Annotated in this window: 16 protein-coding genes; 9 read left to right on the forward strand and 7 right to left on the reverse strand. The window is 66.2% G+C overall.

The genetic code is table 11. The features are described 5' to 3' along the window. Positions 1 to 117: 117 nt before the first annotated feature. The 3 genes from AC3WLC_RS26360 (at position 118) to AC3WLC_RS26370 (ending at position 1,502) form a co-directional block, all read left to right on the forward strand. Positions 118 to 432: a hypothetical protein gene (locus tag AC3WLC_RS26360; protein ID WP_493686861.1), complete on the forward strand. Its 315-nt coding sequence runs from the start codon at positions 118 to 120 to the stop codon at positions 430 to 432. 138 nt (positions 433 to 570) lie between these two features. Beyond that, a complete protein-coding gene (locus AC3WLC_RS26365; RefSeq protein ID WP_493686862.1) occupies positions 571 to 942 on the forward strand; it encodes a hypothetical protein in 372 nt (123 codons plus the stop codon). Continuing rightward, positions 933 to 1,502 (forward strand): TetR/AcrR family transcriptional regulator, encoded by a 570-nt coding sequence (locus tag AC3WLC_RS26370; RefSeq protein ID WP_493686863.1) that lies wholly within the window; start codon positions 933 to 935, stop codon positions 1,500 to 1,502. Before AC3WLC_RS26365 ends, AC3WLC_RS26370 begins: the two co-directional genes overlap by 10 nt. A gap of 4 nt (positions 1,503 to 1,506) precedes the next feature. Here AC3WLC_RS26370 and AC3WLC_RS26375 read toward each other — a convergent pair whose 3' ends face one another. The 3 genes from AC3WLC_RS26375 to AC3WLC_RS26385 form a co-directional block, all read right to left on the reverse strand. After that, positions 1,507 to 1,932, reverse strand: a complete 426-nt coding sequence (locus tag AC3WLC_RS26375) for a secondary thiamine-phosphate synthase enzyme YjbQ (protein ID WP_493686864.1) — start codon at positions 1,930 to 1,932, stop codon at positions 1,507 to 1,509. Next, positions 1,932 to 2,543, reverse strand: a complete 612-nt coding sequence (locus tag AC3WLC_RS26380; protein ID WP_091842785.1) for a LysE family translocator — start codon at positions 2,541 to 2,543, stop codon at positions 1,932 to 1,934. The genes AC3WLC_RS26375 and AC3WLC_RS26380 overlap by 1 nt, the downstream gene beginning before the upstream one ends. A gap of 64 nt (positions 2,544 to 2,607) precedes the next feature. Beyond that, entirely contained in the window at positions 2,608 to 2,874 is a 267-nt protein-coding gene (locus AC3WLC_RS26385) for a hypothetical protein (RefSeq protein ID WP_493686865.1), read from the reverse strand. A gap of 237 nt (positions 2,875 to 3,111) precedes the next feature. Between AC3WLC_RS26385 and AC3WLC_RS26390 the strand changes: the two genes are divergently transcribed. Continuing rightward, positions 3,112 to 3,357: a DUF2798 domain-containing protein gene (locus tag AC3WLC_RS26390; protein WP_493686866.1), complete on the forward strand. Its 246-nt coding sequence runs from the start codon at positions 3,112 to 3,114 to the stop codon at positions 3,355 to 3,357. A 196-nt stretch (positions 3,358 to 3,553) separates the two neighbouring features. After that, positions 3,554 to 4,582, forward strand: coding sequence for a hypothetical protein (locus AC3WLC_RS26395; RefSeq protein ID WP_493686867.1), 1,029 nt, complete (start codon positions 3,554 to 3,556; stop codon positions 4,580 to 4,582). Positions 4,583 to 4,669: 87 nt separating this feature from the next. Here AC3WLC_RS26395 and rpoD read toward each other — a convergent pair whose 3' ends face one another. Together rpoD and dnaG are read right to left on the reverse strand one after the other, a co-directional pair. After that, entirely contained in the window at positions 4,670 to 6,691 is a 2,022-nt protein-coding gene (gene rpoD, locus AC3WLC_RS26400) for an RNA polymerase sigma factor RpoD (RefSeq protein ID WP_493686868.1), read from the reverse strand. A gap of 190 nt (positions 6,692 to 6,881) precedes the next feature. Beyond that, entirely contained in the window at positions 6,882 to 8,777 is a 1,896-nt protein-coding gene (gene dnaG / locus AC3WLC_RS26405) for a DNA primase (RefSeq protein WP_493686869.1), read from the reverse strand. Between the two features lie 123 nt (positions 8,778 to 8,900). On the opposite strand from dnaG, the gene AC3WLC_RS26410 reads away from it, so the two are divergent. The 4 genes from AC3WLC_RS26410 to AC3WLC_RS26425 all read left to right on the forward strand — a co-directional run bounded on the left by AC3WLC_RS26410 (position 8,901) and on the right by AC3WLC_RS26425 (position 10,981). Continuing rightward, positions 8,901 to 9,176 (forward strand): type II toxin-antitoxin system VapB family antitoxin, encoded by a 276-nt coding sequence (locus AC3WLC_RS26410; RefSeq protein WP_493686870.1) that lies wholly within the window; start codon positions 8,901 to 8,903, stop codon positions 9,174 to 9,176. Next, complete coding sequence (locus tag AC3WLC_RS26415; protein ID WP_493686871.1) at positions 9,170 to 9,562, forward strand: type II toxin-antitoxin system VapC family toxin; 393 nt, start codon at positions 9,170 to 9,172, stop codon at positions 9,560 to 9,562. The genes AC3WLC_RS26410 and AC3WLC_RS26415 overlap by 7 nt, the downstream gene beginning before the upstream one ends. Beyond that, positions 9,562 to 10,488 carry a LysR substrate-binding domain-containing protein gene (locus tag AC3WLC_RS26420; RefSeq protein ID WP_493686872.1) on the forward strand — a complete coding sequence of 309 codons (927 nt, stop codon included), beginning with the start codon at positions 9,562 to 9,564 and terminating at the stop codon, positions 10,486 to 10,488. Before AC3WLC_RS26415 ends, AC3WLC_RS26420 begins: the two co-directional genes overlap by 1 nt. 76 nt (positions 10,489 to 10,564) lie before the next feature. Beyond that, positions 10,565 to 10,981, forward strand: coding sequence for an NIPSNAP family protein (locus AC3WLC_RS26425; RefSeq protein ID WP_493686873.1), 417 nt, complete (start codon positions 10,565 to 10,567; stop codon positions 10,979 to 10,981). A 12-nt stretch (positions 10,982 to 10,993) separates the two neighbouring features. On the opposite strand, the gene AC3WLC_RS26430 is transcribed toward AC3WLC_RS26425, so the two are convergent. After that, positions 10,994 to 11,491, reverse strand: a complete 498-nt coding sequence (locus AC3WLC_RS26430; protein WP_493686874.1) for a YfjT/YkfB family phage-associated protein — start codon at positions 11,489 to 11,491, stop codon at positions 10,994 to 10,996. Positions 11,492 to 11,548: 57 nt separating this feature from the next. Next, entirely contained in the window at positions 11,549 to 12,010 is a 462-nt protein-coding gene (locus AC3WLC_RS26435) for a GatB/YqeY domain-containing protein (protein ID WP_326875173.1), read from the reverse strand. Between the last annotated feature and the right edge of the window lie 109 nt (positions 12,011 to 12,119).

Consider the following 12,119-nt stretch of genomic DNA (forward strand, 5'->3'; position numbering starts at 1 on the left):
ATCCTCGCCTCTGGCGCAACAGCGCCTGCGTCACCATGTCCTAGTCAGACAGGGCGAAAAAGCCGAGCCCGTCCACCTGTCGTGCCCGCCTTGGCCCGCTCTGTCGCAGGAGCAGCCATGACGCGCTTCCTCAAATCCTGCCTGCCGATCCTGCTGGCCTTGCCGCTGTCGTCCGGCGCAGTCCAGGCGCAGGTATCCGCCGGCGTCCCCTGCGCCGAGCGCGGCAAGGCGACGACGCAGCTGCACGAACTTTATGGCGAGCGCCGGATCGGCTACGGCCTCGCCGCGAACGGCAGCGTGATCGAGCTCTTCGCTTCCCCGAACGGCTCCTTCACCGTGTTCGCGACCTTGCCCGACGGCATCAGCTGCCTGATCGCCACCGGCCAGTCCTGGGAGCCGCCGCCCGAGCCCGAATATTACGCCGGGCGGTGAACGACGGTACCTCCGTGCATCCGCGTCCGCGCGGCTCCCAGCTTTGCCCTTCCCTCCCTCGCAACCGCCCGTGACAGGTAGCGGCTTGCTTTCTCCATAAATAATACCATACAGTACTGTATTAATCACGAGGTGCCCATGAACGCTTGGCTCACCCTTGCTGCCGCACTCGCGGCTGCCACGACCTTGATCCACGCAGTTCTCGGGGGCCGGCATGTCGCCGCGCCTTTGCTCGCGGCCGAGCGGCTGCACGCCGTGCCGAAATTCACCATGTATTATTGCTGGCATCTGGTGACGATCGTGCTCGCCGCGCTGGCGCTCGCCTTCGGCCTCGTCGCGACCGGCCAGGGCAGCCGCGACCTCGCCCTCTTCGCCACTGCCGGCGCGGCATTGTTCTGCCTCTGGAGCCTCGGCATGATCGGCCTGTTTCGCCTGCGCATCGCGCATTTCCCGCAATGGGCGCTGTTCGCCGCGATCACGGTGAGCGGCACGATCGGCCTGTGGCAGTGACCTCCCCTGCCCCGCGCCGCTTCCGCCTGAGCGACTGGCTCGCGCTCGGCCTCGCTGCCCTCGCCGAGCAGGGGCCGGCAGGGCTGACGATCGAGGCGCTCTGCCGCCGTGCCGGCAAGACCAAGGGTTCGTTCTATGCGCATTTCCCGGCGATCGAGGCCTATCTCGCCGCGCTCGCCGGGCATTGGCGCGAGACTCATACGCTGCAACTGATGCAGCAGGCCGACAAGGATGAGACAGCCCAAGACCGGCTGATCGCGCTCGATCGGATGGCGCTTTCCCTCGACTTTCGCGTCGAGCAGGGCATGCGCCGCCTCGCCCAGCTCGACGCCGGCGTAGCCGCGACCTGCGCCGAGGTCGATCGTGAGCGCATCGCCTATCTGGAGAGGCTCCAGGGCGAGAGCGGGCGCTTCACGCCGCAGGAAGCCCTCGCACTCGCCCGCGTCGAATACGCCGCCTATATCGGCTTCCAGCAGCTCGATCTTGGCCTGTCGCCGCAGGATCTGCACGACTGCTACGGCACCTTCATGCGACTGCTCGTCCAGCCCAAGGACGGCTGACGGCTCAGGCCAGATGCAGCACGACCTCGCGCCGGTGCGGGCTGGTCCGGTGCTCGAACAGGTAGATGCCCTGCCAGGTGCCGAGCGCGAGCCGGCCACCGCTCACCGGGATCGACAGCGAGACCGGCAGCACCGCCGCCTTGATATGAGCCGGCATATCGTCCGGGCCCTCGGCGCGATGGGTGAGGTAGGCCATTGCCGGATCGTCCGCCGCCGGCACGAGGCGCGCGAAGAAGGCGGACAAGTCGCGCTGTACGTCCGGATCGGCATTCTCCTGGATCAGCAGCGAGCAGGAGGTATGGCGCACGAACAGCGTCAGCAAACCGATATCCCCCCTCGCCTCGCGCACGAAGCGAGCGACGGCGTCGGTGAATTCATAGAGTCCCGCCCCGCGCGTCTCGATCGCGAGGCGGCTCTGCTGGCCGCTCATTACCGCTCGGTCAGCGCCAGCTTGGCGCCGAGCGCGACGAAGGCCGCCGCGAAGGTGCGCCGCAGCCACGCCATCACCGCCGGCCGGGAGACCACCTTGTCGCGCATCGCCGCGGCGAACAGGCCGTAGAGCGCGAAGACGACGAAGGTCATCGCCATGAACACGCCCGAGAGCTCGAGCATGCGCGCCATCGGGCTCGCCTCGTTCGCCGCGATGAACTGCGGCAGGAAGGCGACGAAGAAGATCGAGAGCTTCGGATTGAGCACGTTGAGCGCCAAGCCGTCGACCAGCACGCGCCAGGCAGAGCGCTCGTCGGCCGCGGCTTCGACGCTGAGCGCACCCTGCTCCTTCAGCGTCTGCCAGGCCATCCAGAGCAGATAGGCGACGCCGGCATATTTGACGATCGAGAAGGCGAGCGCACTGGCATGCAGCAGCGCCGCGAGGCCCATCATCGCCGCGATCAGATGCGGCACGATGCCGAGCGTGCAGGCGAAGGAGGCGAGCAGGCTGGCCTTGGCCCCGCGCGTCAGCCCGGCGGCGATGGTGTAGATCGCGCCCGTCCCGGGCGAAGCGACGATGATCAGCGAGGTCAGCAGGAATTCGAGGGACACAGCTTCACTCCAGCTCCAGCGACGCTGCCGGAGCCGCATCGATATCGCTGTCTCGGGCGCCTTGCTAGCCCAGCCCCTCGAAGATGCCCCCGATGACACTCACGACAACCTCGCCCGTCGCGGTCACAACGGTTCCGACGCCCTCGGCCACCGCCCCGACGACGGCCCCAACTCCTTCGATCGTGACATTGCTGGCGAGATCGAGAACGCCTTCGACGATCTCGCCGGCGCCCGAGCCTTCCTCTTCCTGCTTCTTCGCCTGAGGCGGCAGATTCGCCTGCAGCGCCGCCTTGGCGGCCTCGATCTCGTCGGCACTCGGGATACCGGCCATCTCTGCTCCTCCAAGGGTAACCCCGCAAGGTCACCCCGATTGTCGGGGTGACCTTAGCAGAACTGTGGCGGCCAGGACCGATTTTGCTTGCCTCCTACGCAAACGAGCCGTAAGCGCGGCGCTGCGTCCCCAAGGGGCGGCCGTAAGCGTCTCACGTCAGGCAACGCATCCCCCGGCTCAGCGCCGCCAGGATGTCAGAAAGCCATGACGGCTGAGCCTGTCCTTACGGATGTTCCCATGAATCCTTTCTGCAGACTCCCGGCCCGCTATGGCGCGCTCGTCACCCCGTTGATCCTGTCGGGCCTGATGACGCTGATCGTCTCGGGGATCTCGACCCTGCGCGTGCTCGGCCCGACGCTGGCCTTCCTGCAGGGCTGGCCGGTTGCCTGGGCCCTGTCCTGGCTGATCGCCTTCCCGGTGCTGCTGCTGGCCCTGCCGGTGGCGCGCCGGCTCACTGCGATGCTGGTCGCGCCGGCCGGCTGATCATCGCGGACAGGGCGACTCAAGCCGCCCTGTCCGCGGAGACACCAAGGCGAAAAGCTGCCTGGAAAGCCCAATGGCGCCCTGCGGCCTGCGGTCGAAGCCAATCGCGCGCGACCAATATTCACGTGGGGCTCATGCAACGGCCCCGCGTGCCCCCGAGATGCGGAGCAGGCCCGCATTCAACAAAGGCGGAAACATGCAAAAGAATGTTTCAGTGATCATTTATGACCTGAACACGGTCAGCCGGTTCTTTCGTTCCTGCGCCCTCGTCATCGCCAGCCAGCAATCGCTGAGGATCGAGTGGGAGACCTATCGGGACAGCAAAGTCATCAACGCAATCTACACGGTCTTCTTCTGGAAGGAGCCACCAGGCATCGCCGTCGTGAAGGAAGGCGCCCCCGAAAAAGTCGAACAGCGCACGAACGAACTCCATGAGCGGTATCTCATGGCCTGGGTCCGCAAGCTCTCCGAGGAGGGGCCTGGCGCGGCGCAAGGATATGTCACGACCATGGGGCAGCTGCGCGACATGGCGCGGAAGGACATCCAGAACTTTTACCGGAATGCCTCGGACATCAATAACGACGTCATCCGGGAGACCCAGGACGGGATCAACAACCTCGCCGCCATCAAGCTTGGCGCTCAGATCGGCGTCGCCACCATCGGAGCCGTCGTCGGCATCGGATTTGTCGCCCCGGGTCTGCTCGGCGCCACAGCGACCGCCGGCGGCGGTCTGATGATCTTCGGAGCCAACGCTGGCGCAACGGCGACGACGTTCGCAACCGCTGGCCTCGCTCATTCCGTCACCCATTCGGTCATCAAGAATTGGGACGCCGGCGCCGGTGCTCAGGTCGCGGGGATTGCGATCGAAAAAAGCAAGGCCAAGGCCAGCGACCTGGCGGGGGCGGGAGCCAAGCGCGTGCTCGACAAGACTCTCGCCAGCTCGGCGAATGCCGAAAATATCGTCCGCTCGGTCCAGGGCGAGATCAACAAGCAGTCGGCCCGGCTCGCTCAGCAGACGCTGACCCGGAAAGCAGCCGAGAAAGCGTCCAGCCGTATCGCCGCAGGCAACACGCAGCTGGCGACGCGCACTGCGGAACTGGCGGCGCGCAACCGCAATGTCGTCCTCGCCAAAGCCGGCGGCGCCGCTGTCCCAGTCGTCTTCGCGGCCTGGGACATCGTGGATGCGATCAACGACTATCGCGAGACCACGGCGGCCAATCGCTAAGGCGCTCCCGAGCGACTGGACGCCGGTGACGGCACCAGCCTCGCCAAAATGAAACGGGGCGCTGAAGCGCCCCGTTCGAACTCCGCATCAATTGTCCAGGAAGCTCCTGAGCTTCCGGCTACGGCTCGGATGCTTGAGCTTCCTCAGCGCCTTCGCCTCGATCTGGCGGATGCGCTCGCGGGTGACGCTGAACTGCTGGCCGACCTCTTCGAGGGTGTGGTCGGTGTTCATGCCGATGCCGAAGCGCATGCGCAGCACGCGCTCCTCGCGCGGGGTGAGCGAGGCCAGCACGCGCGTTGTGGTCTCGCGCAGATTGCTCTGGATCGCCGCGTCGATCGGCAGTATCGCGTTCTTGTCCTCGATGAAGTCGCCGAGATGGCTGTCTTCCTCGTCGCCGATCGGCGTTTCGAGCGAGATCGGCTCCTTGGCGATCTTCAGGACCTTGCGCACCTTCTCCAGCGGCATCGCCAGCTTCTCGGCCAGCTCCTCCGGGGTCGGCTCGCGGCCGATCTCGTGCAGCATCTGGCGCGAGGTCCGGACGATCTTGTTGATCGTCTCGATCATGTGCACCGGAATGCGGATCGTGCGGGCCTGGTCGGCGATCGAACGGGTGATCGCCTGCCGGATCCACCAGGTCGCGTAGGTCGAGAACTTATAACCCCGGCGGTACTCGAACTTGTCGACCGCCTTCATCAGGCCGATATTGCCTTCCTGGATCAGGTCGAGGAACTGCAGGCCGCGGTTGGTGTACTTCTTGGCGATCGAGATCACGAGACGCAGGTTCGCCTCGATCATCTCCTTCTTCGCCTGCCGGGCCTCGCGCTCGCCCTTCTGGACCATCAGCACGATCTTGCGGAACTCCTGGATCTCCAGGCCGGTCTCCGAGGCCATCGTATGGATGTCCTCGCGCAGGTCCTTGATCCGGTCCTTCTCCTGCGCGACGAACTCCCGCCAGCCGCGCGAGCCGAGCTTGGAGACGCGCAGCAGCCACTTCGGATCGAGCTCGCCGCCGATATGCTGCTTCAGGAAGTCGTCGCGGGCGACGCCGTAGCTCTCGGCGAGACGCAGCAGCCGGGTCTCATGCGAGATCAGGCGCTTGTTGATGTCGTAGAGCTGCTCGACCAACGCCTCGATGCGGTTGTTGTTGAGCGAGAGCGACTTCACCGAAACGATGATGTCGTCCTTCAGCTTCTTGTACTTGCGGTCCTGCGACGGCGAGAGCTTGGCGTTCTCCAGCCGGCCCGCGATATCCTGGTCCTGCAGGCGGCGCAGCTTGGTGTAGTTGCTGGCGATCGAGTCGAAGGTTTCGAGCACGCGCGGCTTCAGCTCGGCTTCCATGGCCGAGAGCGACACGTTGTTCTCCATGTCGTCGTCGTCCATGCCTTCGGGCGGCGCGCCCTCGGCACCGGGCTCGGCCGCTTCCTCGGCTTCCGCTCCCTCCTCGCCCTCGGCCGCCATCTGCTCCGGGTTCTTGCCGTCGGGACCGGCATAGGTCGCTTCGAGGTCGATGATGTCGCGCAGGAGGACCTTGCCCTCCATCAACTCGTCGCGCCAGATGATGATCGCCTGGAAGGTCAGCGGGCTCTCGCAGAGCCCGGCGATCATCGCCTCGCGGCCGGCCTCGATGCGCTTGGCGATCGCGATCTCGCCCTCGCGCGAGAGCAGCTCGACCGAGCCCATCTCGCGCAGATACATGCGCACGGGATCGTCGGTGCGCTCGGTCGGCTCGAGATTGCGCTTGGTCTCGACCGGCAGCGCCGAGCGCTGGGCCTCGACGAGATCGCCGCCTTCGGCCTCGTCCTCTTCGCCATCGCCCTTGCCGCGGGCGGCGCGCTCTTCGCCGGCCGCTTCCGGATCCTCGTTGTCGACGACGTTGATGCCCTGCTCGCTGAGCTGGCCGAGCACGTCCTCGATCTGCTCGGAGGAGAACTCCTCCGACGGCAGCACCTCGTTCAATTCGTCATAGGTGACATAGCCGCGCTTCTTGGCGAGCTTGATCATCCGCTTGACGGCCTGATCGGTGAGATCGAGGAGCGGGCTGTCCGTGCTCGGGGGCGCTTCCGGGGAACCCGCTTCGGACTTGTCCCGCTCGCTCACTTTGGTCGCCATCAATCAGCGCTCCACCATCTTGCGCGCCGGTGCTATGGCTCCGACGCATAAAAGGGCGCCGCGGCAGCCGTCGCTGCCGCGCACCCACCCAATTCATCCACCGCAGATAGCGCCGACCATCGTTGATGAATCGTGCACCATCCTCAAAGCCGTCCTCGATTCTGCCGACGAAAGCAACGCGCCAGCCTGGTCACTTCTCAGGATTGGCCTCGGTCCCCTCGATCGTCTCGAGGCGGCCCTTGACGTCCTTCATCCAGGCGAAATTGGCTTCCGTTGGTTCGTCAGCCAATGCGCGTTCGGCTGCCTTCAGCTCGCTATGTAGCGTGCGTGCGCGATGATGCAAGACGAGAGCCTGACGAATCGAATCAAAAACCGATTCCGGATCAGCCGTTTGCGCCAGTTTCAGCCGCTCGGCCGGCTGGGTGACGGCCAGCAGCGCCGCCTGCGCCTCGGCGACGCGCCCCTGCTCCAGCCGGCGCCCGAACGCCTCCTCGTCGAAGGCCCCGTCGATCGCCGCATCGAGCAGCGCCTGTCGGAAGCGCTCGGCCGCCGTCCCGTCGAGCGCCAGCTCGGCAATCTCGTCGACGCAGCGCATGACGAGACCCGGATGGCTCGCCAGCGCCAGCAGGACGAAGGCCTCGCGCGGGTTCTCGCCGTGACGGCGCTGCATCAGCGGTGAACTCGTGAGCTGCGGGCTCGGCCGCACCAGCGCAAGCGGCGGCCTGTCCTGACCGCGCGAGAAACCGCGTCCACCGCGTGCATTGCCGCCGCCGGAAAACCCGTTCTGGCGCCGCCCCTCGAAGCGCTCCTGCTGCTGCGGGGCGAAGAGCTGCCCGAGGCGCTCGTCGATCTCGCGGCGATAATGCCGGCGCGTCGGCTCGTCGCGGATCAGGCCGAGCGGCTCCTTCAGCCGGCGCTCGAAGGCGGCGCGGCGCTCGGGCGTGTCGAGCTGGCTCGCCTCGAACTCGCGGGCCCAGAGCATGTCGACCAAGGGCTTCGCCGAACCGATCACCTCGGCGACGGCAGGCTTGCCGCCGGAACGGGCGAGATCGTCCGGATCCTGCCCCTCGGGCAAAAGCGCGAAGGAGAGCGAGCGCCCCGGCTCCAGCAGCGGCAACGCAAGATCGATCGCCCTGCCCGCCGCCTTGCGGCCGGCCTTGTCACCGTCGAGGCAGATCACCGGCTCGCCCGCCATGCGCCAGAGCAGCCCTAGCTGGTCCTCGGTCAGCGCCGTGCCCAGCGGGGCCACCACCTGCGGGAAGCCGGCGAGGGTCATGGCGATGACGTCGACATAGCCCTCGACCACGATCACCTGGCCGGTGTCGTGCGCGGCCTTGCGGGCATTGTGATGGTTGAACAGCAGCGCGCCCTTGTGGAAGAGCGGCGTCTCCGGCGAGTTCAAGTACTTGGCCGGCACGTCGGCGCTCATCGCCCGGCCACCGAAGGCGATCACCCGCCCGCGCGCATCATGGATCGGGAACATGATCCGGTCGCGGAAGCGGTCATAGGGCACGGCGATCTCCTCACCATGCACCAACAGGCCCGTCTCCATCATCGCATCGGCCCCGACGCCTTTGCCGGCGAGATGGTCGCGCAGCGCGAATCGGTCCGGCGGGGCATAGCCCATGCGGAAGAGCTGGCGCGCCTCCCCTTCCAGCCCGCGCCCCGAGAGATAGCGCCGCGCCAGCCCGCCGCGCTCGGATAGCAGCTCCGCCTCGAAGAAGCGCGCCGCCAGCTCGACGACCTCGTGCAGCCCCTTGCGCTTTTCTTCCTGCGCCTGCGCCTCGAAGGAGACCTTCGGCAAGGCGACGCCGGCCTCGGAGGCGAGCTTCTCGACCGCCTCCGGGAAGGACAGCCCCTCGGTCTCCATCACGAATTTGAAGATGTCGCCGTTCTTGCCGGAGGAAAAATCGAAGAACGAGCCCTTCTGGTCGTTGACGAAGAAGGACGGCGTCTTCTCGGCATTGAAGGGCGAGAGCCCCTTCCATTCCCTGCCGGCCTTGGCGAGGCGCACGCGCTTGCCCACGACCGCCGAGACAGGCAGCCGCGCCTTGATCTCCTCAAGGACGGAGGGCGGGAACTTCATGGCTTCCTATCTGGCTGCTGCGAGCCGGCTTGCCAACCTCGGAAACCGCCGATGCCGGGCTTATGGTCCATATCCACAGCAAGCCCCATATGATAAAGAAAATCGTAGAAAAGGAAGAAAGCCGTGGCGCTCAACATCAAGGACCCGGAGACCGAGAAAGCGGTGCGCCAGCTGGCCCGCCGGCGCGGGCTCAGTCTGACCGAAGCCGTGCGCATGGCCGTCAGGAGCGAGCTCGACAAGGACGAATTGTCCGAGGAGGAGAAGGCGCGCAGGATCGCTGCTGCTCACGAGCGGATGGCGGAATTCTACAAGAAGTACAACATCAAGCCGGCCGAGCGCTCCATGACCAAGGAGGAGATGGACGACATCATCGGCTATGATGAGAACGGCATGTGGTGAACCTCGTCGTCGACACCTCCGCAATCGTGGCGATCGTCATGGAGGAGCCCGAAGCCGCGGACTTCATCGCTGCGCTCGCATCGGCTAGGACCCGTGTCCTGACCAGCGTCAACCTTCTCGAAGCCCAGATCGTCCTGACATTCGGCAAGGGCATGCCCGCTGGGACTGCCGAGGACCTCGTCGCACGCGAGAATATCGAGATCATCCCCTTCGACGAGGATCTCTCCAATCTCGCCTTCGACGCCTATCGCCGCTTCGGCAAGGGCCGCCATCCCGCCAAGCTGAACATGGGCGACTGTGCGGCTTATGCGCTGGCGAAATCGCGCGGCTGGCCGCTGCTCTACAAGGGCGATGACTTCGCGCAGACCGATATCGAGCGGGCCTGATGCCGCCTGCGGTCGAGACGCGGCTGCTGCGCCAGTTCATCGCCGTCGCCGAGGAATTGAACTTCCACCGCGCCGCCAAGCGGCTAAACATGGCGCAGCCGCCGCTCAGTCAGGCGATCCGCAAGCTCGAGGACACACTCGGCTTATCGCTGTTCGAGCGCAGCAATCGCAGCGTCGCGCTGACGCCGGCCGGCGCGACCTTTCTCGTCAGCGCCCGGCGCATCCTCGCCCAGCTCGATGAGGGCATCCGTGAGGCGCAGGCCGTCGCCACCGGCAAGGCTGGCCGCCTCGCGATCGGCTTCGTCGGCACCGCCCATGACCTCTTGCCGGCGGCGCTGCGCCGCTTTCGCGCCGAGTATCCCGGCATCGAGCTTATCCTGCGCGAAGCGACCACCGGCGAGCAGCTCGCGGCGATTACCGCCGGCGAGGCCGATATCGGCCTGATGCGCCAGCCCGGCATCATGGTCGCCCAGCTCGCCAGCGAAACCCTGCTGCGCGAGCCGATCCTGGCTGCGCTTCCGGATGACCACACCCTCGCCGCAGAGCAGAATATCCCCCTCGCCGCTCTCGCCGGCGCCGATTTCATCGGCACGCCCCGCCAGCTCGGCATCGGCTTCCACGACCAGATCATCGGCCTCTGCCGCCTCGCCGGCTTCTCGCCGCGCATCGTCCAGGAAGCGCGCCAGATGCAGACCATCGCCAGCCTGGTCGCGAGCGGCCTCGGCGTCGCGCTGATCCCAGGTTCCTTGGCGCTGATGCCGCGCGCCGGGGTCGCCTTCCGGCCGATCGCCGTCGAGGCGCCGCCAGAGATGACCCATATCGAGCTGATCGCCGCCTGGGACGCGACGCGTCATTCGCTGGCCCGCGACAACTTCCTCGCCATGCTCAGGCGGGCTGCGCGCGATATGCAGTTCATATCGAACTAGAACAAACAATATATTTTACCGCGATCATCGCGGCTGGCAGCCTCTCCTCGACAGCAACAGCAGGAGTGTCTTCGCCATGCCACGCCGCTTGCGACGATGGGGCCTGATCGCCGCGGCCCTGACCGCGGCCGCCCTTTTCACCATCCCGACCTCAGCGACGGAACGCACGACCATGATCGAGCAATTGCGCATCTACGAGATCTTCGAGAGCAACAAGGATGCCTTCCACGCCCGCTTCCGCGACCACGCCGCCCGCATCATGAAGACCTATGGCTTCGACATCGCGGCGATGTGGGAGGCCAAGGGGAAGGATCGCACCGAATTCATCTACCTGCTGCGCTGGCCGGACGAGGCGACCATGCGCCAGAGCTGGGCCCGCTTCATGCAGGACGCGGAATGGTCTGCGATCAAGGACAGCAGCGCCGCCGAGCATGGCCGCATGGTCGGCGCGATCGAGGAGCGGGTGATGCAGCGCACGAGCTATTCGCCCTGAGCGGCCAATCCTCTACGGACATTGCAGCGGGTCGTCCGCCAGGGCCTTCGCCACGCCCTCGGTCGGCAGCAGGATGGCGGCATCGCCGGCCCGCAATTCGATCCGCTTCGCCCCATGCAGACCAGCTATCACCGGTGCCATCTGCGCGACCCCGAAGCCCGCATCGGGCTTCCAGGTCAGCTCGACCTCGTCAATGCCCGCCTGGGCCGTGACCGGCACGCGCGTCGCCTTGCCGTCGGCCACGATCTCGATCGTCGACGGCAGGGCGTCCTTGAGCTGCGTCTTGGGCAGGACGGCGATCAGGTAAGGGCCGCTCGTGATCGCCGGGTTGGCGCGGGCCGCCGCCGGATCCCCGCAATAGAAGGTGAGCCGCGTCCCGTCGGCACCGCTCACCCCGGCATAGGAGGTGCCCATCTGGTAGCCGGTGCCCCAGCCTTCGGATTGAGCAAGCGCAACCGAGGCCAGCAAGGCCAGCCCGAGCGCGACCATGACGATCGACCGTTTCGACATCGGAAGCCTCCTTTGCCGAAACGCTGCCCATCGATCTGGCGAGAATGCCGCCGCGGATCAGCCGCCCAGCAACTGCTTTACCATAGGGGAGACCTTGGCGAAGTCCATCTGGCCGGCATAGGCGGCGCGCAGCGCGCCTATCACCTTGCCCATGTCCTTGACGGCGGAGGCGCCGGTCTCGGCGATGACCTCCTCGATCGCCGCCTTGATCTCCTCATCGCTCATCTGCTTGGGCAGATAGGAGGAGATCACCGCGACCTCGGCGCGCTCGCCTTCGGCGAGCTCGGGGCGGCCATTGGCATCGTAGATCGCAATCGATTCCTGGCGCTGCTTGATCATCTTCTGCAGCAGCGCGAGGATTTCGTCGGCCGTGGCCTCGCCCTTGCCGGCGCCGCGGGCCTCGATGTCCTTGTCCTTCAGCGCCGCCTGGATCAGGCGGATGGCGGCGACCTTGCCCTTCTCACCGGCCTTCATCGCGGTCTTGAGGTCGGCGGTGAACTGCTCGCGCAGAGTGGACATGATGTTACGAACCTTCTTCATTCATTGACGGAGCACGGTCAGCCGATTAAGGCTCGCGCTCCAGACCGGCCGCGCCATTACGCGCGCAGCCTTCACGCTTGCCGCAGCT

It is taken from the genome of Allobosea sp. GW821-FHT03A12, from assembly GCF_058986765.1.